The 23589-nt window shown below is 72.3% G+C and carries 19 protein-coding genes; 10 read left to right on the forward strand and 9 right to left on the reverse strand.

All coding sequences use genetic code 11. The features are described from left to right. Positions 1–129: 129 nt before the first annotated feature. Positions 130–867 carry a chitinase gene (locus ACIOGZ_RS07290; protein ID WP_363588276.1) on the reverse strand — a complete coding sequence of 246 codons (738 nt, stop codon included), beginning with the start codon at positions 865–867 and terminating at the stop codon, positions 130–132. Positions 868–1172: 305 nt separating this feature from the next. Continuing rightward, positions 1173–1466 carry a hypothetical protein gene (locus tag ACIOGZ_RS07295; protein ID WP_363588274.1) on the reverse strand — a complete coding sequence of 98 codons (294 nt, stop codon included), beginning with the start codon at positions 1464–1466 and terminating at the stop codon, positions 1173–1175. 158 nt (positions 1467–1624) lie between these two features. Here ACIOGZ_RS07295 and holA point away from each other — a divergent pair, with 158 nt between their 5' ends. Next, positions 1625–2623: a DNA polymerase III subunit delta gene (gene holA, locus ACIOGZ_RS07300; RefSeq protein ID WP_363588272.1), complete on the forward strand. Its 999-nt coding sequence runs from the start codon at positions 1625–1627 to the stop codon at positions 2621–2623. Between the two features lie 397 nt (positions 2624–3020). Here holA and rpsT read toward each other — a convergent pair whose 3' ends face one another. Beyond that, a complete protein-coding gene (rpsT, locus tag ACIOGZ_RS07305; RefSeq protein ID WP_270147017.1) occupies positions 3021–3290 on the reverse strand; it encodes a 30S ribosomal protein S20 in 270 nt (89 codons plus the stop codon). A 175-nt stretch (positions 3291–3465) separates the two neighbouring features. Continuing rightward, positions 3466–3771, reverse strand: a complete 306-nt coding sequence (locus ACIOGZ_RS07310; RefSeq protein ID WP_363588270.1) for an antibiotic biosynthesis monooxygenase — start codon at positions 3769–3771, stop codon at positions 3466–3468. Between the two features lie 188 nt (positions 3772–3959). On the opposite strand from ACIOGZ_RS07310, the gene lepA reads away from it, so the two are divergent. Further along, positions 3960–5828, forward strand: a complete 1869-nt coding sequence (gene lepA / locus ACIOGZ_RS07315; RefSeq protein ID WP_400985155.1) for a translation elongation factor 4 — start codon at positions 3960–3962, stop codon at positions 5826–5828. Between the two features lie 162 nt (positions 5829–5990). Here the strand turns inward: lepA and ACIOGZ_RS07320 are convergent, their stop codons facing one another. Both ACIOGZ_RS07320 and ACIOGZ_RS07325 read right to left on the reverse strand, forming a co-directional pair. Further along, entirely contained in the window at positions 5991–7889 is a 1899-nt protein-coding gene (locus ACIOGZ_RS07320) for an ABC transporter ATP-binding protein (protein ID WP_363588280.1), read from the reverse strand. A 194-nt stretch (positions 7890–8083) separates the two neighbouring features. Then, complete coding sequence (locus tag ACIOGZ_RS07325; RefSeq protein ID WP_363588266.1) at positions 8084–9817, reverse strand: ABC transporter ATP-binding protein; 1734 nt, start codon at positions 9815–9817, stop codon at positions 8084–8086. Between the two features lie 358 nt (positions 9818–10175). Here ACIOGZ_RS07325 and ACIOGZ_RS07330 point away from each other — a divergent pair, with 358 nt between their 5' ends. The 3 genes from ACIOGZ_RS07330 to ACIOGZ_RS07340 are packed head-to-tail and all read left to right on the forward strand — an operon-like array spanning position 10176 to position 14027. Further along, positions 10176–12140 carry an AMP-dependent synthetase/ligase gene (locus ACIOGZ_RS07330; protein WP_400805382.1) on the forward strand — a complete coding sequence of 655 codons (1965 nt, stop codon included), beginning with the start codon at positions 10176–10178 and terminating at the stop codon, positions 12138–12140. A gap of 58 nt (positions 12141–12198) precedes the next feature. Then, on the forward strand, positions 12199–13428 hold the full coding sequence (hemW, locus tag ACIOGZ_RS07335) for a radical SAM family heme chaperone HemW (RefSeq protein ID WP_363588262.1): 1230 nt from the start codon (positions 12199–12201) through the stop codon (positions 13426–13428). Between the two features lie 41 nt (positions 13429–13469). After that, positions 13470–14027: a Uma2 family endonuclease gene (locus tag ACIOGZ_RS07340; RefSeq protein ID WP_363588260.1), complete on the forward strand. Its 558-nt coding sequence runs from the start codon at positions 13470–13472 to the stop codon at positions 14025–14027. 6 nt (positions 14028–14033) lie between these two features. Here ACIOGZ_RS07340 and ACIOGZ_RS07345 read toward each other — a convergent pair whose 3' ends face one another. Genes ACIOGZ_RS07345 through htpX form a run of 3 tightly spaced genes read right to left on the reverse strand, consistent with a single transcriptional unit; the run spans position 14034 to position 16433 of the window. After that, positions 14034–14861 (reverse strand): DUF3097 domain-containing protein, encoded by an 828-nt coding sequence (locus tag ACIOGZ_RS07345; protein WP_363629209.1) that lies wholly within the window; start codon positions 14859–14861, stop codon positions 14034–14036. Positions 14862–14885: 24 nt separating this feature from the next. Continuing rightward, the gene (locus tag ACIOGZ_RS07350) at positions 14886–15470 is read right to left on the reverse strand and encodes a hypothetical protein (protein WP_363588256.1); all 585 of its coding nucleotides are present in this window, start codon (positions 15468–15470) and stop codon (positions 14886–14888) included. A 42-nt stretch (positions 15471–15512) separates the two neighbouring features. Then, the gene (gene htpX / locus ACIOGZ_RS07355; protein ID WP_363588254.1) at positions 15513–16433 is read right to left on the reverse strand and encodes a zinc metalloprotease HtpX; all 921 of its coding nucleotides are present in this window, start codon (positions 16431–16433) and stop codon (positions 15513–15515) included. Positions 16434–16696: 263 nt separating this feature from the next. On the opposite strand from htpX, the gene hrcA reads away from it, so the two are divergent. From hrcA to ACIOGZ_RS07380, 5 genes are all read left to right on the forward strand, one after another. Beyond that, positions 16697–17731, forward strand: a complete 1035-nt coding sequence (hrcA, locus tag ACIOGZ_RS07360; protein ID WP_063347523.1) for a heat-inducible transcriptional repressor HrcA — start codon at positions 16697–16699, stop codon at positions 17729–17731. Between the two features lie 76 nt (positions 17732–17807). Next, on the forward strand, positions 17808–18947 hold the full coding sequence (gene dnaJ, locus ACIOGZ_RS07365; RefSeq protein WP_350878218.1) for a molecular chaperone DnaJ: 1140 nt from the start codon (positions 17808–17810) through the stop codon (positions 18945–18947). 111 nt (positions 18948–19058) lie between these two features. After that, positions 19059–19808 (forward strand): 16S rRNA (uracil(1498)-N(3))-methyltransferase, encoded by a 750-nt coding sequence (locus ACIOGZ_RS07370; RefSeq protein ID WP_363588252.1) that lies wholly within the window; start codon positions 19059–19061, stop codon positions 19806–19808. A 70-nt stretch (positions 19809–19878) separates the two neighbouring features. Beyond that, entirely contained in the window at positions 19879–23115 is a 3237-nt protein-coding gene (locus tag ACIOGZ_RS07375) for a PDZ domain-containing protein (RefSeq protein ID WP_400985157.1), read from the forward strand. Positions 23116–23234: 119 nt separating this feature from the next. Continuing rightward, positions 23235–23588 carry a histidine triad nucleotide-binding protein gene (locus tag ACIOGZ_RS07380; RefSeq protein ID WP_350878214.1) on the forward strand — a complete coding sequence of 118 codons (354 nt, stop codon included), beginning with the start codon at positions 23235–23237 and terminating at the stop codon, positions 23586–23588. Position 23589: the final 1 nt, after the last annotated feature.

The following is a 23589-nucleotide window of genomic DNA, read 5'->3' on the forward strand; positions in this document are numbered from 1 at the left end:
GCGGGGCGGGGCCCGGAGAACGATCGCGGCGCGCTCCGGGCCCTGCCCGGAGCGCGCCGAAGTACGGGCACCTACGGTGGTGCGTCGCGCTCGACCGTCGAGCGTGAGCTGTTGGCAGGGCCAGCCGGGTCAGCAGGAGATGTTGCCGCCGCCGACGTCGGTGCCGAGGATGCCGACGAAGTTCTGGAAGAGGTTGATGCGGTCGTTGCGCTCGTCCGGGTTCTGGCCGTTGCATTCCAGGGCGCCGTTGATGCTGCGGATGGTCTCGCCGAAGCCCCTGCCGTTGACGATGGCGTCGTGCGGGGTCATCGTCCCGGCGCCGTTCTGGGTGTCCCAGAACCAGAGGCCGGTCTTCCAGGAGACGGCGGGGTCCTGCTCCACCTGGTAGGGGTTGTCCAGCAGGTCGATGTTCAGGGCGTCGCCCGCCGCCTTGTAGTTGAAGTTCCAGCTGATCTGGAGCGGGCCGCGCCCGTAGTAGGCGCTCTGGCCGGCCGGACAGCCGTAGGGCTGCGAGGCGTCGCAGTAGTGGCTGTAGTTGGCGGTGTTCTGCTCGACGACGTACCGCAGGCCGCCGGTCTCGTGGCTGACGTTGGCGAGGAAGGCGGCCGCCTCCCGCCTGCGCGTCGCGTCGTCCCCGGTGGTGGCGAACCCGGGGTAGGCGCTCAGCGCATTGACCAGGCCGTCGTACGTGTAGAAGGAGTTCCGGTTCGGGAACATCTGGTTGAACTGGGCCTCGCTGACCACGAACCCGTCGGCGGAGGCGGGCGTCGCCGGAACGGCGACCGCCAGCCCGCTCGCGACTGCGGCGGCGCTCAGCACGGCCAGAACGCGGGACCGGGTCCGGGACAGGGCGCGGGATACGGACATCTGCACTCCTTCGGTGGCGTGGACCGAGCCGCTGAGCCCCTGCGGGCAGCCGGCTCGGACGCTCAAGGATTCGTGGCCGAAGCAACGTGCGCAGAATGACACGCACTTGGTGTGAGGAGGCACGGAATTGACGGTGAATCACTCGACGGGGGTGTGGCTCGTCGAGGGTTGACGCCGAGGTGGTCGGACCCGGCGGCGCGGGGTGGAGGTGGCCTCGTGCTCCTCGGCCCGGAACGGGCGCAGCGCCGCGTCCGGGTCCGTTCCCCTCGAAGGTTCCGGGCCGGGCCGGGGTCCGGCCGTCGGTGTCAGCCTTCCTCGCGCCAGCCCTCGTGCTCGACGGCGATGGCGTCCAGGGCGTGCAGCAGGGCCGGGGTCCAGCCGTCCTCCGGGGGCTCGACGACGACCAGCCACTGGGCGTCCTCGGCGTCGTCCTCGCCGGCCAGGGCGTCCCGGACGAGGTCGAGCTCGCCGAGGTCGGGGTGGGCGGCGCTGAGCTCCTCGGCGGCGTCCTCGGCGGCGTCGCGGTCGGGCAGGACGAGCAGTTGCCGGGCGTGCGGGTCGTTGACGTCCGGCAGGTCGGTGGTGTGGTTCTCGGTCACCGGACCATTCTCCAGGTCGGGTGATCGGCACGGTCGGGCAGGTCGGGTCAGGCGGGTCGGGTCGGGTAGGTCGGGCCGGAGAGGCGGGACCGGGCGGGGCCAGGGGCCGGGGTCGCCCCGGGCGGGAGTGTCCGCGCCCCGTGGGATGCTGGTAGGCGATGGCCAGGAAGAGTGCACCCGACGACCTGCTCGCCCCGCTGACCCTCGCGGTCGGCCAGGAGGAGCTGCTGCTGGACCGCGCGGTCGCCCAGGTGGTGGCGGCGGCGAAGGCGGCGGACCCGGACACCGACGTGCGGGATCTGCCGCCCGGCGGCCTGCAGCCGGGCAGCCTGGCCGAGCTGACCACGCCGTCGCTGTTCGCCGAGCGCAAGGTGATCGTGGTGCGGGCCGCGCAGGACCTCTCCGCCGACTCGGTGAAGGAGGTCAAGGCGTACATCGAGGCGCCGGCCGAAGAAGTGATCATGGTGTTGGCGCACGCGGGCGGGGCCAAGGGCAAGGGCCTGCTGGACGCCGGGCGCAAGGCGGGCGGTCGCGAGGTGGCGTGCGCGAAGCTGACCAAGGCGAGCGAGCGGCTGGCCTTCGTCCGGGGTGAGTTCCGTACGCTGGGCCGCTCGGCGACGCCGGAGGCCTGCCAGGCCCTGCTGGACTCGCTCGGTAGCGACCTGCGCGAGCTGGCGGCCGCGTGCAGCCAGTTGACCTCGGACGTCGAGGGCGCGATCGACGAGACGGTGGTGGCCCGCTACTACAGCGGCCGGGCCGAGGCGACGGGTTTCGAGGTGGCCGATCTGGCGGTCACCGGCCGGGCCGCGGAGGCGTTGGAGCGGCTGCGCTGGGCCCTGGCGGTGGGCCAGCCGCCGACCGGTATCACCTACGCGCTGGCCTCCGGCGTGCGCAGCATCGGGCGGCTGGCGACCACCGGGCGGAACATGCGTCCGGCGGACCTGGCCCGCGAGTTGGGCATGCCGCCGTGGAAGGTCGATCGGGTGCGCCAGCAGATGCGCGGCTGGACCGGCGACGGGGTGGCCACCGCGCTGACCGCGATCGCCCAGGCCGACGCCGCCGTCAAGGGCGGCTCGGACGATCCGGCCTTCGCGCTGGAGCGCGCGGTGGTGGCCGTCGCCCGGGCGGCCCGGGCCGGGTCCCGCCCGGCGTACTGACGGCGCGGCCACCGGACCGGACCCGTCCACCGGACCGGGGCCGGACCCGGCCCGCGCCTGCCCGGCCACCCGCCGACCCGCCTGCCACCACCTGCTCACCCGCCGACCCGCCTACGCGCCCATCGAGCGGACGGCTTCCCAGGCATCGGCCCGCAGCGCCGTCCGGAGCCCCGGACGCGCGTGACCGGCCAGACGACAGCGACCGGGCCGCGGAACGCGACAGGCGCCGTAGCGGGCCTCTGGGGAGAGGCCGACTACGGCGCCTGTCGTACTGCTTCGTACACCGCACCCGCGTGGCGAACGCAGGCCGCGTGCGGTGCGAGTCTCTCGCGCCTCAGGGGTCCGGGTAGAGGGCCGGGTCCGTCCCGAGGCGGTGGGGGCCGAGGCCCCCGGGGCGTCAGGCCTGGGCGGCCGCGTTGACGCGCTTGGTGATGGCCGACTTCTTGTTGGCGGCCTGGTTGGCGTGGATGACGCCCTTGCTCACGGCCTTGTCCAGCGCCTTGGAGGCGGCGCGGGCCAGCACGGTGGCCTTCTCGGTCTCGCCGGCGGCAGCGGCCTCGCGGGCCTTGCGCAGGGCGGTCTTCAGCGAGGACTTGACGGCCTTGTTGCGCAGGCGCGCCTTCTCGTTGGTCTTGTTGCGCTTGATCTGGGACTTGATGTTCGCCACGAAGGAGCCTCAGTCTTGTCTAAAAGGATTGAACGGGCTGCACCGCGCGGCCGCCGGGCAGCTGAGAGGGCATGCCGGGGCCAGGTGCAGCAGCCCACGCTACCAGGGGCCCGCCACCCGCCCCAAACCGGGCGCCCGGCCCCGTGGCCGGGTCGCCTGCGCGGTAGTGGGCCGTCTACGCACTGAGCACCGGCTCCCCGTAGTGCTCGACCTCCGGGAACGGCCGGTAGAAGCGGTGCAGCAGCTCCCGCCACCGCCGGTACTCGGCTGAGCCGCGGAAGCCCTCGGTGTGGTCCGCGAGCGTCTCCCATTCCACCTGGAGGAGGAATCGCGAGCCGCGTCCTTCGTCGAGGCAGCGGCGCAGTTGCAGGGAGCGGAAGCCCTGCTGGACGGCGATCAGGGGCCGGGCCTCGGCGAAGGCGGCGAGGAACTCGTCCTCCTGGCCGGGCAGGACGTCGAGCAGGGCGCTTTCGAGGATCACGGGGTGCCATCCTGCCGTCTGGCGCGGGCCCGGAGAAGGTCCGGGCGGACCGAACGGCGGCCCGCGCCGTGGTCGTGGGAGGATGGGAGGAACTATTTCGATCGGACGAGACTGTCCGGTCCCCGGGAAAACCGGTCAGCGATGACCAGGACACCCCCGGCCCCGGACCAACGGAGAATCGGACCAAGGTGCCCGCGACCCCCAGCAATGTGCCAGAGCCCAGCCGTACCGACCCGGCGCTGATCCGCAACTTCTGCATCATCGCCCACATCGACCACGGCAAGTCGACGCTCGCAGACCGGATGCTGCAGATCACGGGCGTCGTCGACCCGCGGCAGATGCGCGCCCAGTACCTCGACCGCATGGACATCGAGCGCGAGCGCGGCATCACCATCAAGTCGCAGGCGGTCCGCCTCCCGTGGGCGCCGAGGACCGGTCCGAATGCCGGGACGACGCACATCCTCAACATGATCGACACCCCCGGCCACGTGGACTTCACGTACGAGGTGTCCCGCTCCCTCGCGGCCTGCGAGGGCACCATCCTGGTGGTCGACGCGGCCCAGGGCATCGAGGCGCAGACCCTCGCCAACCTGTACCTGGCGCTGGAGAACGACCTCACGATCGTCCCGGTGCTGAACAAGATCGACCTGCCGGCCGCCCAGCCGGAGAAGTACGCGGCGGAGATCGCGCACATCATCGGCTGCGACCCCTCGGACGTGCTGCAGGTCAGCGCCAAGACCGGCCTCGGCGTCGAGGACCTGCTGGACCACATCGTCAACACCGTCCCGGCCCCGGTCGGCGTCAAGGACGCCCCGGCCCGCGCGATGATCTTCGACTCGGTGTACGACTCCTACCGCGGCGTGGTCACCTACGTGCGTGTCGTGGACGGACAGCTCACCAAGCGCGAGCGGATCGCGATGATGTCCACCGGCGCCACCCACGAGCTGCTGGAGATCGGCGTCATCTCGCCCGAGCCGAAGGTCTCCGACGGCCTGGGCGTCGGCGAGGTGGGTTACATCATCACCGGCGTGAAGGACGTCCGGCAGTCCAAGGTCGGTGACACCATCACCTCGATGCACAAGGGTGCGACCGAGGCGCTGGGCGGCTACAAGGACCCGCGCCCGATGGTGTTCTCCGGCCTGTACCCGCTGGACGGCTCGGACTACCCGCTGCTGCGCGACGCCCTGGACAAGCTGCGGCTGAACGACGCCGCGCTGGTGTACGAGCCGGAGACCTCGGTCGCGCTCGGCTTCGGCTACCGCTGCGGCTTCCTCGGCCTGCTGCACCTGGAGATCATCCGGGAGCGCCTGGAGCGCGAGTTCAACCTCGACCTGATCTCCACCGCCCCGAACGTGGTCTACCGGGTGATCATGGAGGACGGTACCGAGCACATCGTCACCAACCCGAGCGAGTTCCCGACCGGCAAGATCGCCGAGGTGTACGAGCCGGTCGTGCGCGGCACCATCCTGGCGCCCAACGAGTTCGTCGGCGCGATCATGGAGCTCTGCCAGTCCCGCCGCGGCAACCTCCAGGGCATGGACTACCTGTCCGAGGACCGGGTCGAGCTGCGCTACACCCTGCCGCTCGCCGAGATCGTCTTCGACTTCTTCGACCAGCTGAAGTCCAAGACCCGCGGCTACGCCTCGCTCGACTACGAGCCCATCGGCGAGCAGTCCGCCCAGCTGGTGAAGGTCGACATCCTGCTGCACGGCGACGCGGTGGACGCCTTCTCCGCGATCGTGCACAAGGACAAGGCCTACGGCTACGGCGTGATGATGGCGGGCAAGCTGCAGAAGCTGATCCCGCGCCAGCAGTTCGAGGTGCCGATCCAGGCGGCCATCGGCTCCCGGGTGATCGCCCGTGAGACGGTCCGCGCGATCCGCAAGGACGTCCTCGCCAAGTGCTACGGCGGTGACATCTCGCGCAAGCGCAAGCTGCTGGAGAAGCAGAAGGAAGGCAAGAAGCGGATGAAGATGGTCGGCCGCGTGGAGGTCCCGCAGGAGGCCTTCATCGCCGCGCTGTCCACCGACGCCGAGGCGCCGAAGGAAAAGAAGTAACCACAGGCGCGTGAGAGGGGCCCGGGCGGACAACCGCCCGGGCCCCTCCTCGTTCTCCCCACCCTCGTTCTCTCCGCCGGAGCGGGCCACCGCAGCGCACCACGGACGAGGAGCCGGGGCGGTTCGGGCCCGCCCCGGCTCGGCACCGGCGGTGTGCGACGGTCAGTCCACCTCGGCCACGGCCTCCGCGAACTGCGCCTGGTACAGCCGCGCGTAGGCGCCGTGCGCGGCGATCAGCTCGTCGTGCGAGCCCTGTTCGACGATCGAGCCGTTCTCCATCACCAGGATCACGTCGGCGTCCCGGATGGTGGAGAGCCGGTGCGCGATCACGAAGCTGGTGCGGCCGGTGCGCAGCCGGGCCATGGCCCGCTGGATCAGCACCTCGGTGCGGGTGTCGACGGAGCTGGTCGCCTCGTCCAGGACGAGGATCGACGGCTGGGCGAGGAACGCCCGGGCGATGGTGATCAGCTGCTTCTCGCCCGCGCTGACCCCGGCGCCGTCGTCGTCGATGACGGTGTCGTAGCCGTCCGGCAGGGTGCGCACGAAGCGGTCGACGTGGGCGGCCTTGGCGGCCTCGACGACCTGCTCGCGGGTGGCTCCCTGGGCGCCGTAGGCGATGTTGTCGGCGATGGTGCCGCCGAACAGCCAGGTGTCCTGGAGCACCATGCCGATGCCGGAGCGCAGTTCCTCGCGGGACATCGCGGAGACGTCGACCCCGTCGAGGGTGATCCGCCCGGAGCTGACCTCGTAGAACCGCATCAGGAGGTTGACCAGGGTGGTCTTGCCGGCGCCGGTGGGGCCGACGATGGCGACGGTCTGGCCGGGTTCGACCTTGAGCGAGAGGTCCTCGATGAGCGGCTTCTCGGGGTCGTAGCGGAAGGACACGTCCTGGAAGGCGACCCGGCCGTGGATGGTGTCGGGCCGCTCGGACACGGCCGGTTCGGGGGTCTGCTCGGGGGCGTCCAGCAGCTCGAAGACGCGCTCGGCGGAGGCGACCCCGGACTGCACCAGGTTGGCCATGCTGGCGACCTGGGTGAGCGGCTGGCTGAACTGCCGCGAGTACTGGATGAACGCCTGCACGTCGCCGATGGACAGCGCGCCGCTGGCCACCCGCAGGCCGCCGACGACCGCGACCAGCACGTACTGCAGGTTGCCGATCAGCATCATCGCGGGCTGGATGATCCCGGAGATGAACTGCGCCCGGAAGCTGGAGGTGTACAGCGCCTCGTTGTGCTCGCGGAAGGTCTCGGCGGACTCGCGCTGGCGGCCGAACACCTTGACCAGGGTGTGGCCGGTGTACATCTCCTCGATGTGCGCGTTGAGTTGGCCGGTGGACTTCCACTGCTGGACGAACTGGGGCTGCGCCCGCTTGCCGACCTTGGCGGCGACGGCCACCGACAGCGGCACCGAGATCAGGGCGATCGTCGCCAGCAGCGGGGAGATCCAGAACATCATCGCCAGCACGCCGATCACGGTGAGCAGCGAGTTGACGACCTGTCCCATGGTCTGCTGCATGGACTGGCTGATGTTGTCGATGTCGTTGGTGACCCGGCTGAGCACCTCGCCGCGCGGCTGCTTGTCGAAGTAACTGAGCGGCAGCCGGGCGAGTTTGGCCTCGACGTCCTGGCGCAGCCGGTAGCCGGCCCGCTGGATCGCCGCGGTGGCCAGCCGGCCCTGGACGATGCCGAACAGGGCGGAGGCGAGGTAGATGACCAGCACCCAGAGCAGCACGGTGCCGATGGCGCCGAAGTCCATGCCCTGGCCGGGGGTGAAGTCCACCGAGGAGAGCAGGCCGGCGACGCCGCCCTCGCCGTGGGCGCGCAGCCCCTCGACGATCTGCGCCTTGGAGGTGCCGGGTTCGAAGCGGGCGCCGACGACGCCGGCGAAGATCAGGTCGGTGGCGTTGCCGAGGACCTTGGGGCCGGTGACGGCGCAGCCGATGCTGAGCACGCCGAGGGCCAGCACGCCGGAGATCAGGTTGCGTTCGGGGCGCAGCAGGGCGAGCAGTCGCTTGCCGGAGCCCTTGAAGTCCATGGACTTCTCGGTGCCCTGGCCGCCCATGAAGCGGCCAGGTCCGGCGGGGCCGCGGCGGGCGGCGGCGGCCTGCGAGTCGCTGGGCAGTTCGTCGGCGGGGTCCGCGGCCTTGGTGTCCGGGTCGGGCTTTGCGGGGTCAGCGGCCTCGGGGTCCACGGTTCTGGTGTCCGTGGTCTCGGTGTCCGCGGTCCTGGTGTCCGCGTCGGGCTTGCCGGGGGTGGTCACGCCGCCTCCTGCTCGGTGAGCTGGGAGAGCACGATCTCCCGGTATGTCGGGTTGTCGGCCATCAGTTCGTGGTGGGTGCCGGTGCCGACGACCGCGCCTTCGTCGAGGACGATGATCCGGTCGGCGTCGCGGATGGTGGAGACGCGCTGGGCGACGATCAGCACGGTGGCGTCGGAGGTCTCGCGGGCGAGGGCCTTGCGCAGCCTGGCGTCGGTGGCGTAGTCGAGCGCCGAGAAGGAGTCGTCGAACAGGTAGACGTCGGGCTGGCGGACCAGGGCCCGGGCGATGGCCAGGCGCTGGCGCTGGCCGCCGGAGACGTTGCCGCCGCCCTGGGCGATCGGGGCGTCCAGGCCTTCGGCCAGTTCCGCGACGAAGTCCTTGGCCTGGGCGATCTCCAGGGCGTGCCAGAGTTCCTCGTCGGTGGCGTCGGGCCGGCCGTAGCGGAGGTTGCTGGCGACGGTGCCGGAGAACAGGTAGGGCTTCTGCGGGACGAGGCCGACGCTCTCGGCGATCGCCTCGGGGGCGAGTTCGCGCACGTCGACGCCGTCGAGCAGGACCTGGCCGGAGGTGGCGTCGAACAGCCGGGGCACGAGCCCGAGCAGGGTGGACTTGCCGCTGCCGGTGGAGCCGATGACGGCGGTGGTCTCGCCGGGGCGGGCGGTGATGGCGATGCCGCGCAGCACCGAGGCCTCGGCGCCGGGGTAGCGGAAGTCGACGTCGCGCAGTTCCAGGTTGCCGCGGCGCAGCACCTCGGTGATCGGCGCGGCGGGCGGGACGACGCTGGAGGAGGTGCCGAGGACCTCCTCGATGCGCTCGGCGCAGACCTCGGCGCGCGGCACCATCATGAACATGAAGGTGGCCATCATGACGCTCATGAGGATCTGCATCAGGTAGGAGAGGAAGGCGGTGAGCGCGCCGATCTGCATGCCGCCGTTGTCGATCCGGTGGGCGCCGAACCAGAGCACGGCGACGCTGGAGACGTTCACGACCAGCATCACGGCCGGGAACATGAACGACATCAGCCGGCCGACCTGGAGGGCGGTGTCGGTGAGGTCCCCGTTGGCCTTGGCGAAGCGGGCCTGCTCGTGGTCGTCCTTGACGAAGGCGCGGATGACCCGGATGCCGGTGATCTGCTCGCGCAGGACCCGGTTCACCGTGTCGATCCGGGTCTGCATGCTGCGGAACTTGGGGCGCAGCGAGCGGACGAGGAGGACGACGACGGCGCCGAGCAGCGGGATGACCGCGAGCAGCAGGCCGGACAGCGGCACGTCCTGGTTGAGGGCCATGATGATGCCGCCGACGCACATGATGGGGGCGGCCACCATGAGCGTGAAGCTCATCAGGGCCAGCATCTGGACCTGTTGGACGTCGTTGGTGGTGCGGGTGATCAACGAGGGGGCGCCGAACTGGCCGACCTCGCGGGCGGAGAAGCTCTGCACCTGGTCGAAGACGGCGGCGCGGACGTCCCGGCCGAAGGCCATGGCGGTCTTGGAGCCGTAGTAGACGGCGCCGATCGAGCAGAGCGCCTGGACCAGGGTGATGCCGATCATCACCCCGCCCACCTGCAGGATGTAGCCGGTGTCGCCCTTGACCACGCCGTCGTCGATGATGTCGGCGTTGAGCGTCGGCAGGTAGAGCGCCGCCAGGGTGGACACCAGTTGGAGCCCCACGAGCAGCGCGATCGGTCGGGAGTACGGGCGCAGGTACGCCCTGAGAAGTCTGATCAGCACTGGCACACTCTTGTCGTCGACGGGTGGATTCGCATCCCGATTCTCGTTCTTTGGTGGACTCGTACAGGCGATTCACGAGTTGTGGATCGCAGGTTTGCCCAGTCCTTTGCCGAACCGTACGGCGGGCCCGATTGCACGGGTTCACCGGGGCGCGGGCGGAGTCGTCGTCGGGCACCGGCGGCGCGGCGGTGTGCCGGCCGGGCCCCGCCCTCTTACGGAATGACCGGTTTCCCCCTAGGCTGCTGATTGCCCCCTTGTTACTCGCCGGTATCGCCCGGGTTGACCGGGGGCCCGGCGGCCGCCCCCCACGGGCGCCGAGACCATCCCTCAGACGGCCACCCGCCCCCGGAGGTCCTCGTTGAGTTCCGCGCAGTCCCTGATCGACTCCGGCAGTGCCGACTTGGTCGCCGGGCGTCCCGCCTCCGTCGCCCACCTCTTCCTGGAGCGGGTCGCCGCCACCCCGAACGCCGAGGCCTACCGCTACCCGGCCCCGGTCGACGAGCACGCCGCGGACAGCGCCCCCGGCGCCGAGCAGTGGCGCTCGCTCACCTGGGCGCAGACCGCGGCCCGGGTCAAGGCGGTGGCCGCCGGCCTGATGGCGCTCGGCATCCAGCCGGAGGACCGGGTGGCCCTCGCCTCCTCCACCCGGCTCGAATGGATCATCGCCGACCTCGGGAACATGTGCGCGGGTGCCGCCACGACGACCGTCTATCCCAGTACCAACGCCGATGAGACCGCGTTCATCCTCTCCAACTCCGGTTCCAGGGCGCTGTTCGCGGAGAACTCCGCCCAACTCGCCAAGGCCGTCGGCCAGCTCGGACAGCTGCCCGAGCTGCGGACCGTCATCCTCTTCGACGCCCCCGAGGCCGACGCCCCCGAGACCGACGCCCCACAGGCCAGTACCCCCGGGGCCGACGGCCTGAACGCCCTCACGGTGCTCACCCTCGCCGAGCTGGAGCAGCGCGGCGCCGAGTACCTGGAGCAGCACCCGGACGCGGTCGAGAAGGCCGTCGCCGCGCTCGACAAGGAACAGCTGGCCACCCTCATCTACACCTCCGGCACCACCGGCCGCCCCAAGGGCGTGCGCCTGGTGCACGACTGCTGGGCGTACGAGGCCCGGGCCCAGGAGGCCAGCGGACTGCTGCGCTCCGACGACGTCCAGTTCATGTGGCTGCCGCTGTCGCACGTGTTCGGCAAGACGCTGATCTCCGGCCAGATCGCCACCGGCCACGTGATGGCCGTGGACGGCCGGGTCGACCGGATCATCCACAACCTGCCGGTCATCCGGCCGACCGTGATGGCCTCGGCGCCGCGCATCTTCGAGAAGGTCTACAACGGCATCGCCGGCCGGGCCCGGGCCGAGGGCGGCGCCAAGTACAAGATCTTCCGGTGGGCCGCCAAGGTCGCCCGCGAGCACGCCCGCGCCGTCCAGGAGAGCCGGATCGCCACCGGCGCCGGCACCGCCCCGCTGGGCCTCAGGCTCCAGCACGGCCTGGCCGACAAGCTGGTCTACGCCAAGATCCGCGCGGCCTTCGGCGGCCGGCTGCGCGGCGCCGTCTCCGGCAGCGCCGCGCTCGCGCCCGAGATCGGCTACTTCTTCCTCGGCGCCGGCGTGCCGATCCTGGAGGGCTACGGCCTCAGCGAGACCAGTGCCGGCTCCTGCGTCAACCGTGAGGAGGACGTCCGGATCGGCACCGTGGGCCGCCCGCTGCCCGGCACCGAGGTCCGGATCGCCGAGGACGGCGAGATCCTGCTGCGCGGCCCCGGCGTCATGCGCGGCTACCACGACCTGCCCGAGAAGACCGCCGAGGTGCTGGAGGCCGACGGCTGGTTCCACACCGAGGACATCGGCGAGCTCGGCCCCGACGGCTTCCTGCGGATCACCGACCGCAAGAAGGACCTGTTCAAGACCTCCGGCGGCAAGTACGTCGCGCCCAGCGAGGTCGAGGGCAGGTTCAAGGCGGTCTGCCCGTTCGTCAGCAACATCCTCGTGATCGGCAACGGCCGCAACTTCTGCACCGCGCTGATCGGCCTGGACGAGGCGGTCATCATGCCGTGGGCCGCCGCGCACGGGCTGAAGGACAAGTCCTACGCCGAGGTGGTCGCCGACCCGCAGGTGCACCAGCTGATCGAGGGCTTCGTCAAGCGGCTCAACGCCGACCTCCAGCGCTGGCAGACGATCAAGAAGTTCCACCTGCTGCCACGCGACCTCGACATCGAGCACGGCGAGCTCACCCCGAGCCTGAAGATCAAGCGCCCGGTGGTCGAGCGGACCTACGCGGACGCCGTCACCGCGATGTACGCGGGCGCCAACGAGGCCTGATCGGCCCCGACCCCGTACGGCTCACCGGTTCGGGTGAGCCGTACGGGACAATGGGGTCATGCCCTCCGCACTCCCCGACGGTGAACCGGTGCCGTCCGACGGTTCCCTGCCCGCATCCGCCCGCACCGGTCTCGGGCAGCGGCCGTTCGGCTTCTACCTGCACGTGCCCTACTGCGCCAGCCGCTGCGGCTACTGCGACTTCAACACCTACACCGCCACCGAGCTGCGCTCCTCCGGGGCCGTCGCCTCCCAGGAGACCTACGCGGACAACGTGGTCGCCGAGATCCGGCTGGCCCGCCAGGTCCTCGGCCAGGTCGACCTGCCGGTCCAGACCGTCTTCCTCGGCGGCGGCACCCCCACCCTGCTGCCCGCTCGCGACCTGGTGAAGATGCTCGCCGCGCTGCGCGAGGAGTTCGGGCTCGCCGAGGGCGCCGAGGTCACCACCGAGGCCAACCCGGAGTCCGTCGACCCGGCCTACCTGGCCGAACTGCGCGAGGGCGGCTACAACCGGGTCTCCTTCGGCATGCAGAGCGCCCGCCCGCACGTCCTGAAGCTGCTCGACCGCCACCACACCCCGGGCCGCCCCGAGGCCTGCGTCGCCGAGGCCCGCGCCGCCGGCTTCGACCACGTCAACCTGGACCTCATCTACGGCACCCCCGGCGAGTCCGACGACGACTGGCGCGCCTCCCTGGACGCCGCCATCGGCGCCGGGCCCGACCACGTCTCGGCGTACTCCCTGATCGTCGAGGACGGCACCAAGCTCGCCGCCCGGGTCAAGCGCGGCGAACTGCCGATGATCGACGACGACGTGCACGCCGACCGCTACCTCATCGCCGAACAGGCCCTCAGCGCCGCCGGCTACACCTGGTACGAGGTCTCCAACTGGGCCACCACCCCGGAGGGCCGCTGCCGCCACAACGAGCTGTACTGGACCGGCGCCGACTGGTGGGGCGCAGGCCCGGGCGCGCACAGCCACGTCGGCGGCGTCCGCTGGTGGAACGCCAAGCACCCCGCCGCCTACGCCCAGGCCCTCGCCGAGGGCCGCACCCCGGCCCTGGGCCGCGAGGTGCTCGCCGAGGAGGACCGCCGGGTCGAGCGCATCCTGCTGGAACTGCGCCTCGCCGAGGGCATCCCGCTCACCCTCCTCACCGACACCGGCCGCCACGCCGCCGCCCGCCACCTCGCCGACGGCCTCCTCGCCGCCGAGCCGTACGCCCAGGGCCGCGCCGTCCTCACCCTCCAGGGCCGGCTGCTCGCCGACGCGGTCGTACGTGACCTGGTGGACTGACATTCGTTAACGTGGGTGTCAGCCGTCGGAGGGAGCGTGCGATGACCGCCATCGATGATCGGATGACCGGGATCTTCGAGAACCTGGAGGTGCCGGAGGGCATCAAGGCCGAACTCATCAGGGGGGAAATCGTGATGATGGCGGGGCCTGACATGGTCCACAATCTCATCGTCCTGGCGATTCAGCACCAGCTTCCGTACGGTCGGTGGCGTCCACTCACGACCCAGGACCTGGGGATCCCCGGCCAGGCGAGCGAACCCCAGCCCGACCTGGTCGTCTTCGAACGCGGGGCGGTCCAGGAGCACGGACGACTGCTGCCGTCGCCCGCCGTCACCCTGGTGGTCGAGGTGGTGTCGAAGACCAGTGTCGATCGTGATTACCGGACCAAGCGGGAGCTCTACGCCGAGGGCTCCGTCCCCGCGTACCTGATCGTGGACCCGATCAAGGGGGTCTGCGTGCTGCTGACCGAGTTGGGTAGGGATCCCGGGTCCGGCCTCCCGAGGTACATGTCCGAGCGGACCAGCAAGTTCGGCGAGCCCGTCCCCGTCAGCCTGCTTGAGATCGATCTGGACACCACGGACTTTCAGCAGTACGTCTGATCGGCCTCACTCCGGAACCGTCACGAAGTCGATCAACTCCTCGACCTTGCCCAGCAGTTCCGGCTCCAGGTCCTTGTAGCTGTCCACCGTGGAGAGGATCCGCTTCCAGGCGGCGGGGGTGTTCACCGGCCAGCCGAGGCGGCGGCAGACGCCCTCCTTCCACTCCTCGCCGCGCGGGACGGCGGGCCAGCCGGCGATGCCGACGGAGGCGGGCTTCACGGCCTGCCAGATGTCGATGTAGGGGTGGCCGACGACCAGGACGGCGTCGCCGGTGACCTGGGCGGCGATGCGCTGCTCCTTGGTGCCGGGGAGCAGGTGGTCGACCAGGACGCCGAGGCGCCGGCCCGGGCCGGGGGCGAAGTCGGCGACGATCGCGGGCAGGTCGTCCACGCCCTCCAGGTACTCGACGACCACGCCCTCGATCCGCAGGTCGTCGCCCCAGACCCGCTCGACCAGTTCGGCGTCGTGCCGGCCCTCGACGTAGATCCGCGACTCGCGGGCGACCCGGGCCCGGGCGCCGGGGACGGCGACCGAGCCGGAGGCGGTGCGGCCCGGCGTACGGGAGGGGGCGGGGCCGGCCGGGCGCACCAGGGTGACCGTCCGGCCCTCCAGCAGGAAGCCGCGCGGCACCAGCGGGAACACCCGGAGCTTGCCGAAGCGGTCCTCCAGGGTGACGGTGAAGCCCTCGGCGGTCTTCTCGCAGCGCACCACCGCGCCGCAGAAGCCGGTGGCGGCCTCCTCCACCACCAGGTCCCGTTCGGCGGTCACCTCCGGGGCGGGTTGCTGCTTCTTCCACGGCGGGGTCAGGTCGGGTCCGTACTGGCGGCTGCGCATGAAAGCGACTATACGGACGGACCGTCAGAGGCCCGGCGCGCCCCAGACCGGGAACCAGCGGCTGAGGTCCTTCTCCAGCCGCAGGTCGTTCCCGAGCATCGCGTTGACCTGGAGCTCCAGCGGGCTGTTGCGCCGCTCCCCGCCGCCGGGCATCGGGGCGAAGGGGTAGAAGGTGCCGCGCTTGTAGAGGTAGACCAGGGCCAGCGACTGCCCGTCCGGGTTGCGGAAGCCGACCAGCGAGCAGAGCAGCTGCGGTCCGAAGCCGTTCGCCTCCAGCTCGCTGTTGACCGCGTGCAGGTCGTTGACCAGGTCCGGCAGTTCCTCGGGGGTGTGCCGGGCGAGCAGCCAGGAGTAGCCGTAGCCGTCCTTGGAGGCCTCCACCGGGACGCCGCCGCGCTCGGTGTCGGCGTCGAGCAGCGCCCGCACCTGCTGTTCGACCTGGCCGAAGGCCGCGCCCTCGACGGCGGCGAAGCAGACCGAACCGAGCCCGGTGGGGGTGAACCCGGCCCCGGCCTCCAGGGTGAGGGCGGCGGACGGGACGCCGAACAGCTGGTCGAGGTCGGGCTTGACGGGCTTGGTGCGCCCGAACAGGGTGTCCAGGATTCCCACGGCGGTCCTTTCGGAGGAGGGAGTCGGGAGGGCGGCAGGGCCTCAGCGGCCGAGCTGCTCGGAGATCTTCGCCAGCTGCTCCAGGCGCTTCTCCAGCGTCGGGTGGGTGGAGAACAGCTGCGAGGCGGTCTCCCGGGCGCTCAGCGCGGGGGCGAAGTAGAAGGCGTTGTAGGGCTGCGCCTGGCGCAGGTCCTTGCTGGGGATGGCGGCGATCTGGCCGGTGACCTTGGTGAGCGCGGAGGCGAGGGCGCTGGGCCGGCCGGTGAGCTGGGCGGCGGCGCGGTCGGCGGCGAGTTCCCGGTAGCGGGACAGGAGCCGGGTGAGCAGGAAGCTGATGGCGTAGACGACCATCGACACCAGCGGGATGATCAGGGCGACGATGGCCGCGTTCTGGTCGTTGTTGTTGCGGTTGCCGCCCATGAACCCGCCGTACATGGCGATCCGGGTCATGGCCCCGGCGAGGACGCCGAGGAAGCCGGCGATGGTCATCACCGCGACGTCCCGGTGGGCGACGTGGGACAGCTCGTGGGCGAGGACGCCCTCCAGTTCCTCGGGCTCCAGCCGTCGCAGCAGGCCGGTGGTGACGCACACCACGGCGTTCTGCGGGTTGCGGCCGGTGGCGAAGGCGTTCGGCATGTCGTTGTCGGCGACCGCCACCCGGGGTTTGGGCATGTCGGCCAGCGCGCAGAGCCGGTCGATGGTGCCGTGCAGTTGCGGGTACTGCTCAGGGGTCACCTGGTGGGCGCCCATCGCCCGTTCGGTGATCTTGTCGCTGAACCAGAACTGGGCCACGAACAGCCCGCCGGAGATCAGGACGATCAGTGGCCAGGCGCCGCGCAGCAGCACGATCAGCAGACCGGTGAAACCGACGTACAGCAGCCCGATCACGAACATCGTCACGACCATGCGGCCGGTCAGACCGCGGTCGGGCGCGAAACGGGTGTGCTGGCCCGAGCTCGACATTGCTTGCTCCTCCATTCGCCGTCGTCTTCGATGCTGCCACCCGGACGGCCCCGCGGCACCACCCCCGCGCCGGGAACTGCGGGCAGGATCACTCCGGCCGGGCCGTTCCTGCCGTTGGGCCCGGGCCTTACACTGGCAGGTACGGTTTTGGCACTCGCAGGTTCAGAGTGCCAAAGCGGGTGCCGGAGCCGGGATCCTCCCGGAGCGGGCAGCAGCATGCGTGACACGAACGGACAACGTGCGAAGACGGAGGTGTGTGCCCCATGGCCGGTGAGGTTCGCCAGCTGGACGACCGCAAGCTCGCCGTGCTCCGCGCGATCGTCCAGGACTACGTGGGCACCGAGGAGCCGGTCGGCTCCAAGGCCCTGGTGGAGCGGCACAACCTCGGAGTCTCCCCGGCGACCGTCCGCAACGACATGGCGGCGCTGGAGGAGGAGGGCTACATCCACCAGCCGCACACCAGCGCCGGGCGCATCCCCACCGACAAGGGGTACCGCCTGTTCGTCGACAAGCTCGCCGAGGTCAAGCCGATGAGCGCCCCCGAGCGCCGGGCGATCCGGCACTTCCTGGACGGCGCCGTCGACCTGGACGACGTGGTCATGCGGACGGTGCGGCTGCTCGCCCAGCTCACCCGGCAGGTCGCGGTGGTGCAGTACCCCTCGCTGTCGCGGTCCACCGTCCGGCACATCGAGCTGGTGGCGCTGGCCCCGACCAAGGTGATGCTGGTCCTGATCACCAACACCGGCCGGGTCGAGCAGCGGATGGTCGACTGCCCGGGCCCGGTCGGCGAGACGGTCCTGGCGGACCTGCGGGCCCGGATCAACGCGCGGGCCGTCGGCCAGCGGCTGCCGGACGTGCCGGGGTTCCTGGAGGAGCTCCCGGCGGGTTTCGAGCCGCCGGACCGCCCGACCGTCAGCACGGTCCTGGCGACGCTGTTCGAAGCGCTCGCCGAGCAGAACGAGGAGCGGATCATGCTGGCCGGCACGGCCAACCTGACCCGCTTCGGGCACGACTTCCCCCTGACCATCCAGCCGGTGCTGGAAGCCCTGGAGGAGCAGGTCGTCCTGCTCCGCCTCCTGGGTGAGACGGCGGACGCCGCGATGACGGTCCGGATCGGGCGGGAGATCGCCTACGAGGGGCTGAATTCCACCTCGGTGGTGTCGGTCGGCTACGGTTCGGGCGACGAGAGCGTGGCCAAACTGGGTGTGATCGGTCCGACCCGGATGGACTATCCGGGCACAATGGGGGCGGTGCGTGCGGTGGCGCGGTACGTGGGCCAGATCCTGGCCGAGTCGTAGCACAGGCCGCCGTCGGAACCTCTGACGGCGGTGTCCAGTCGCAGCACTACTACAGGCGGAACAAGCGGAGCATTTGGTGGCCACGGACTACTACGCGGTACTCGGCGTCCGACGGGATGCGGGGCAGGACGAGATCAAGAAGGCCTTCCGGCGCCTGGCACGCGAACTGCACCCGGACGTCAACCCGGACCCGAAGACGCAGGAGCGGTTCAAGGAGATCAACGCCGCTTACGAGGTGCTCTCCGACCCGCAGAAGCGCCAGGTCTACGACCTCGGAGGTGACCCGCTCTCGCCGGGCGGCGGGGGCGCGGGCGGCTTCGGCGCGGGGGCGGCCGGCTTCGGCTTCTCCGACATCATGGACGCCTTCTTCGGCGCCGCGGCCGGCCAGCGCGGCCCGCGCTCGCGCACCCGCCGCGGCCAGGACGCCATGATCCGGCTGGAGATCACCCTGGAGGAGGCCGCCTTCGGCACCACCAAGGAACTCCAGGTCGACACCGCCGTCACCTGCACCACGTGCAGCGGCGAGGGCGCGGCCCCCGGCACCTCCGCGCAGACCTGCGACATGTGTCGCGGCAGGGGCGAGGTCTCCCAGGTCACCCGGTCGTTCCTGGGCCAGGTCATGACCTCCCGTCCCTGCCCGCAGTGCCAGGGCTTCGGCACCGTCGTGCCGACCCCGTGCCCGGAGTGCGCCGGCGACGGCAGGGTCCGCGCCCGGCGCACCCTGACCGTCAAGATCCCGGCCGGTGTCGACAACGGCACCCGGATCCAGCTGGCCGGCGAGGGCGAGGTCGGCCCCGGCGGCGGCCCGGCCGGCGACCTGTACGTCGAGATCGCCGAGACCACCCACACCGTCTTCCAGCGGCGCGGGGACGACCTGCACTGCACCGTCACCATCCCGATGACGGCCGCGTCCCTCGGCACCCAGGTGCCGCTGCAGACCCTGGACGGGCTGGAGGAGGTCGACATCCGGCCCGGCACCCAGTCCGGCCAGTCGATCCCGCTGCACGGCCGCGGCATCACGCACCTGCGCGGCGGCGGCCGGGGCGACCTGATAGTGCATGTCGAGGTGCAGACGCCCACCAAGCTCGACCCCGAGCAGGAGGAGCTGCTGCGCCGGCTCGCGGTGCTGCGCGGCGAGGAGCGGCCGTCCGGCCAGTTCGCGCCGGGCCAGCAGGGCCTGTTCTCGCGCCTCAAGGACGCGTTCAACGGCCGCTAGGCCCTAGGCCGGGGCCGCTACTGGGCCCTGGCCGTTCGCGCGGGGGTGCCGGGTTCTGCCCGGCGCCCCTTTCGCGTTCCCGATCCGCCCCACCCCCCGGAGGTTCCCCGCATGACCGCCCCCGTCTTCGTCGTCGAGACCGAGCGGATCGCCGCCGCCGCGCCCGGCTCCGTGGTGCGCCTCGACGGGCCGGAGGGGCGGCACGCGGCCGCGGTGAGGCGGCTGGCGGCGGGCGAGGCGGTGACCCTCGCCGACGGGCTGGGCCTCGGGGTGGACGGGACGGTCGCCGCGGTGCTCGGCAAGGACGCGATCGACGTCACGGTGGCCGCCGTCCGCCGGGAGCCCGAGCCGGCGCCGCGGATCGTCGTCGTCCAGGCGCTGCCCAAGGGCGACCGCGGCGAGCTCGCGGTGGAGACCATGACCGAGGTCGGCGTGGACGTGATCGTCCCGTGGGCCGCCTCGCGCTGCATCACGCAGTGGAAGGGCGACCGGGGCGCCAAGGCACTCGCCAAGTGGCGGGCCACCGCCCGGGAGGCCGGCAAGCAGTCCCGCCGGCTGCGCTTCCCCGAGGTGCGCGAGCCGGCGACCACCCGGCAGCTGGCGCCGCTGCTGGCCGGGGCCGCGTTCGCCGCCGTGCTGCACGAGGAGGGCGCCGAGCCGCTGGCGCTGGCCGCGCTGCCCGCGGCCGGGGACGTGGTGCTGGTGGTCGGCCCGGAGGGCGGGGTCTCCCCGGAGGAGCTGGCCGCGTTCGCCGAGGCGGGCGCCGGGCCGTACCGGCTGGGCCCCTCGGTGCTGCGCACCTCCACCGCCGGGGTGGCCGCCGGCGCCCTGCTGCTGGGGCGCACCGGCCGCTGGTCGTAGCCGGCGCCCGTGCGGTCGGAGTCTGCCCGAACCGGCCCGCGCCGCGCGCGCGCGTGCCTACGCTGACCGCGTGACGGAACCCCTGAGCACCTCTGCGGGCGCCTACCTGCGCCACCCCCATCTGCACGATGACCTGGTCACCTTCGTCGCCGAGGACGACGTCTGGCTGGCCCCGCTGGACGGTGGCCGGGCCTGGCGGCTGACGGCCGATCACGTGCCCGTCCGGCACCCCCGGTTCGCCCCCGACGGGCGGCACATCGCCTTCACCTCCACCCGGGACGGCGCGCCCGAGGTGCACGTGGTGCCGGTGGACGGCGGGCCGTCCCGGCGGCTCACCCACTGGGGCAGCGAGCAGACCGAGGTGCGGGGCTGGACGGCCGACGGGCGCCCGATCGCCCTCACCACCGCCGGCGAGGCGACCCTGCGCCGCAGCTGGGCGCACGCCGTGCCGCTGGACGGCGGCGAGTCGGTGCGGCTGCCGTACGGGCCGGTCGGCGGGCTCGCCTTCGAGCCGGGCGGCGACCGCGTGCTGCTGGGCACCGTCAACAACCGCGAGCCGGCCTGGTGGAAGCGCTACCGGGGCGGCCGGGCGGGCAAGTTGTGGATCGGGCGGGACGCATTCGTCCGCGTCCACGAGGAGTTGGACGGCCAGCTCGACTCGCCGCTGTGGGTGGGGGACCGGATCGCCTTCCTCTCCGACCACGAGGGCGTCGGCGAGCTCTACTCCAGCCTCCCGGACGGCTCCGACCTGCGCCGCCACACCACCGACCCGGACGGCTTCTACGCCCGCAACGCCGGCACCGACGGCACCCGGACGGTGTTCCACCGGGCCGGCGACGTCTGGCTGCTGGACGACCTGGCGGGAGCCGCGCCCCGCCGCCTCGACATCCGGCTGGCCGGCCCGCGCAGCGGCCGTCGCCCCCGCCCGGTGCACGCCGCGCACTGGCTGGAGTCCGCCGCCCCCGACCGCACCGGCCGGGCCGGCGCCGTGGTGGTGCGCGGCGACGTGCACTGGCTGACCCACCGCGAGGGCCCGGCCCGGGTGCTGGACGAGACCCCGGGGGTGCGCGGGCGGCTGGCCCGGGTGGTGCCGGGCGAGGACGGCGCCCAGGGCGTGCTGTGGGTGTCCGACGCCGAGGGCGAGGACGCCCTGGAGTTCGCCCCCGACGCGCAGGGCGCCGAGCGCCGCCGGCTGGCCGCCGGGCGGATCGGCCGGGTCAACTCCCTGGCGGTGTCCCCGGACGGCAAGCAGGCCGCGCTCGGCGTGCACGACGGCCGGGTCCTGCTGGTCGCGCTCGCCGACGGCACCGTGCACGAGCTGGACCGCAGCGCCGACGGCGAGGTCAGTGGGCTGGCCTTCAGCCCGGACTCGGCCTGGCTGGCCTGGTCGCGGCCGGTGCACCGGCTGGGCCCGTACTCGCTGCGCCAGATCGTGCTGGCCGACCTGGTGGCCCGGACGGTCGGCGAGGTCACCCAGGAGCGCTTCATCGACACCTCGCCGGCCTTCACCGCGGACGGCCGCTACCTGGCGTTCCTGTCGGTGCGCAACCTCGACCCGGTCTACGACTCGCACGTCTTCGACCTGTCGTTCCCCAACGGCTGCCGCCCGTACCTGATCACGCTGGCCGCCGACACGCCGTCCCCGTTCGGGCCGCAGCGGGCCGGGCGCCCGCTCGGCGGGGAGGAGGACGAGCTGCGCGGCAGGAGGGCGGACGGCGAGGAGGCCGCCGGCGACGCCGCGCCGGTGACCAGGGTCGACCTGGACGGCATTGCGGACCGGATCGTCCCGTTCCCGGTCGAGGGCGGCCGGTTCGACGCGCTCAGGGCGGCCAAGGACGGCGTGCTGTGGACCCGCGCCCCGCTGCTCGGCGAACTCGGCGACGAGGCGGCCTCGCCCGAGGACGAGCGGCCCCGGCCGGTGCTGGAGCGCTTCGACCTGAAGAAGCGCCGCGTCGAGCAACTGGTGCACGGCGTGGACGGCTTCGCGGTCAGCGGGGACGGCACCCGGGTGGCCGTGCTGGACGGGGGCGAGCTGCGGATCGTCCCGGCCGAGCACAAGGCGGGTGGTGAGGACGACGAGGTGGGCGTCGACCTGGCCCGGCTGCGGGTCACCGTCGACCCGGCCGCCGAGTGGCGGCAGATGTACGCCGAGAACGGCCGCCTGATGCGCGACAACTTCTGGCGCCCCGACCTCGGCGGCGTCGACTGGGCCGGCGTGCTGGACCGCTACCGGCCGCTCGTGGAACGCCTCGGCTCGCACGACGACCTGGTCGACCTGCTCTGGGAGGTGCACGGCGAGCTCGGCACCTCGCACGCCTACGTCATCCCGTACGGCCGGTACACCGAGCCGGCCCGGCGCCAGGGCCTGCTCGGCGCGGACCTCGCCAAGGACGGCGACCGGTGGCGGATCGCCCGCATCCTGCCCGGCGAGTCCTCCGACCCCCGGGCCCGCTCGCCGCTGGCCGCGCCCGGCGCCGCGATCCGCCCGGGCGACGCGGTCCTCGCCGTCAACGGCCGCCCGGTGGACCCGGTCACCGGCCCGGCCCCGCTGCTGGCCGGCACCGCCGGGCAGCCGGTCGAGCTGACCGTGGCCGGCAAGGACGGCACCGACCGGCGCCACCCGGTGGTCGTCCCGATCGCCGACGAGGAGCCGCTGCGCTACCACGACTGGGTGGCCGGGCGGCGGGCCGCGGTGCGCGAGCTGTCCGGCGGCCGGCTCGGCTACCTGCACATCCCCGACATGCAGTCGGCCGGCTGGGCCCAGATCCACCGCGACCTGGCCGTGGAACTGGCCAGGGACGGCGTGATCGTCGACGTCCGGGAGAACCGCGGCGGCCACACCTCGCAGCTGGTGATCGAGAAGCTCGCCCGCCGGATCGTCGGCTGGAACGCCATCCGGGACACCGACCACCCGGTGCCCTACCCCCTCGACGCCCCGCGCGGGCCGGTCGTCGCGCTCGCCAACGAGTTCTCCGGCTCGGACGGCGACGTCGTCAACGCCGTCATCCAGACGCTCGGCATCGGCCCGGTGGTCGGCACCCGCACCTGGGGCGGGGTGATCGGCATCGACAGCCGCTACCACCTGGTCGACGGCACCCTGGTCACCCAGCCCAAGTACGCGTACTGGCTGGAGAACTACGGCTGGGGCGTGGAGAACCACGGCGTCGACCCGGACGTCGAGGTGCCGATGGCCCCGCACCAGTGGGCCGCCGGCGAGGACCCGCAGCTGGCCGAGGGCGTCCGGATCGCCCTCGCCGCGCTCGCCGCGGCCCCGCCCCGCACGGCCCCGCCGATGCCCTGGGCGTAGGGCGCGCCCCCGCCGCCCCGGCGGGCGGGAGAGCAGCCGAACGGGAGGTCGGCCCGGCCGACTTCCCGCTAGGCTGCGCCCGTACGGCCCCAGACCAGACACGAACCGAGGAGAAGCCGATGGCCGGCGAGCCGCAACCCGACTGCCTGTTCTGCAAGATCGTTGCGGGCGAGATCCCGGCGACCGTGGTGCGCAAGACCGAGCGCGTCCTCGCCTTCCGCGACATCGCCCCCAAGGCGCCGCTGCACGTCCTGGTCATCCCGCACGTCCACTACCCGAACGCCGCCGCGCTGGCCGCCGCCGAGCCGGAGATCGCCGGTGAACTCCTCGCCGAGGCGGGCGCGGTGGCCAGGGACGAGGGCGTCGAGGACTACCGGCTGATCTTCAACACCGGCGCCGGCGCCGGCCAGACGATCTTCCACGCCCACGTCCACGTGCTCGGCGGCAAGCCGATGACCGAGAACATGGTCTGAC

Origin of the sequence: Kitasatospora sp. NPDC088160, from assembly GCF_044741445.1 — a bacterium.
Classification (GTDB): domain Bacteria; phylum Actinomycetota; class Actinomycetes; order Streptomycetales; family Streptomycetaceae; genus Kitasatospora.

Excerpts from the sequence above, each read along its gene's own strand:
- ACIOGZ_RS07290 (WP_363588276.1), bottom strand. The coding sequence starts at position 867 with ATGTCCGTATCCCGCGCCCTGTCCCGGACCCGGTCCCGCGTTCTGGCC.
- holA (WP_363588272.1), top strand. The coding sequence starts at position 1,625 with ATGGCCAGGAAGAGTGCACCCGACGACCTGCTCGCCCCGCTGACCCTC.
- ACIOGZ_RS07320 (WP_363588280.1), bottom strand. The coding sequence starts at position 7,889 with ATGGGCGGCCAGGGCACCGAGAAGTCCATGGACTTCAAGGGCTCCGGC.
- hemW (WP_363588262.1), top strand. The coding sequence starts at position 12,199 with ATGCCCTCCGCACTCCCCGACGGTGAACCGGTGCCGTCCGACGGTTCC.
- ACIOGZ_RS07340 (WP_363588260.1), top strand. The coding sequence starts at position 13,470 with ATGACCGCCATCGATGATCGGATGACCGGGATCTTCGAGAACCTGGAG.
- ACIOGZ_RS07345 (WP_363629209.1), bottom strand. The coding sequence starts at position 14,861 with ATGCGCAGCCGCCAGTACGGACCCGACCTGACCCCGCCGTGGAAGAAG.
- htpX (WP_363588254.1), bottom strand. The coding sequence starts at position 16,433 with ATGTCGAGCTCGGGCCAGCACACCCGTTTCGCGCCCGACCGCGGTCTG.
- hrcA (WP_063347523.1), top strand. The coding sequence starts at position 16,697 with ATGGCCGGTGAGGTTCGCCAGCTGGACGACCGCAAGCTCGCCGTGCTC.
- ACIOGZ_RS07370 (WP_363588252.1), top strand. The coding sequence starts at position 19,059 with ATGACCGCCCCCGTCTTCGTCGTCGAGACCGAGCGGATCGCCGCCGCC.
- ACIOGZ_RS07380 (WP_350878214.1), top strand. The coding sequence starts at position 23,235 with ATGGCCGGCGAGCCGCAACCCGACTGCCTGTTCTGCAAGATCGTTGCG.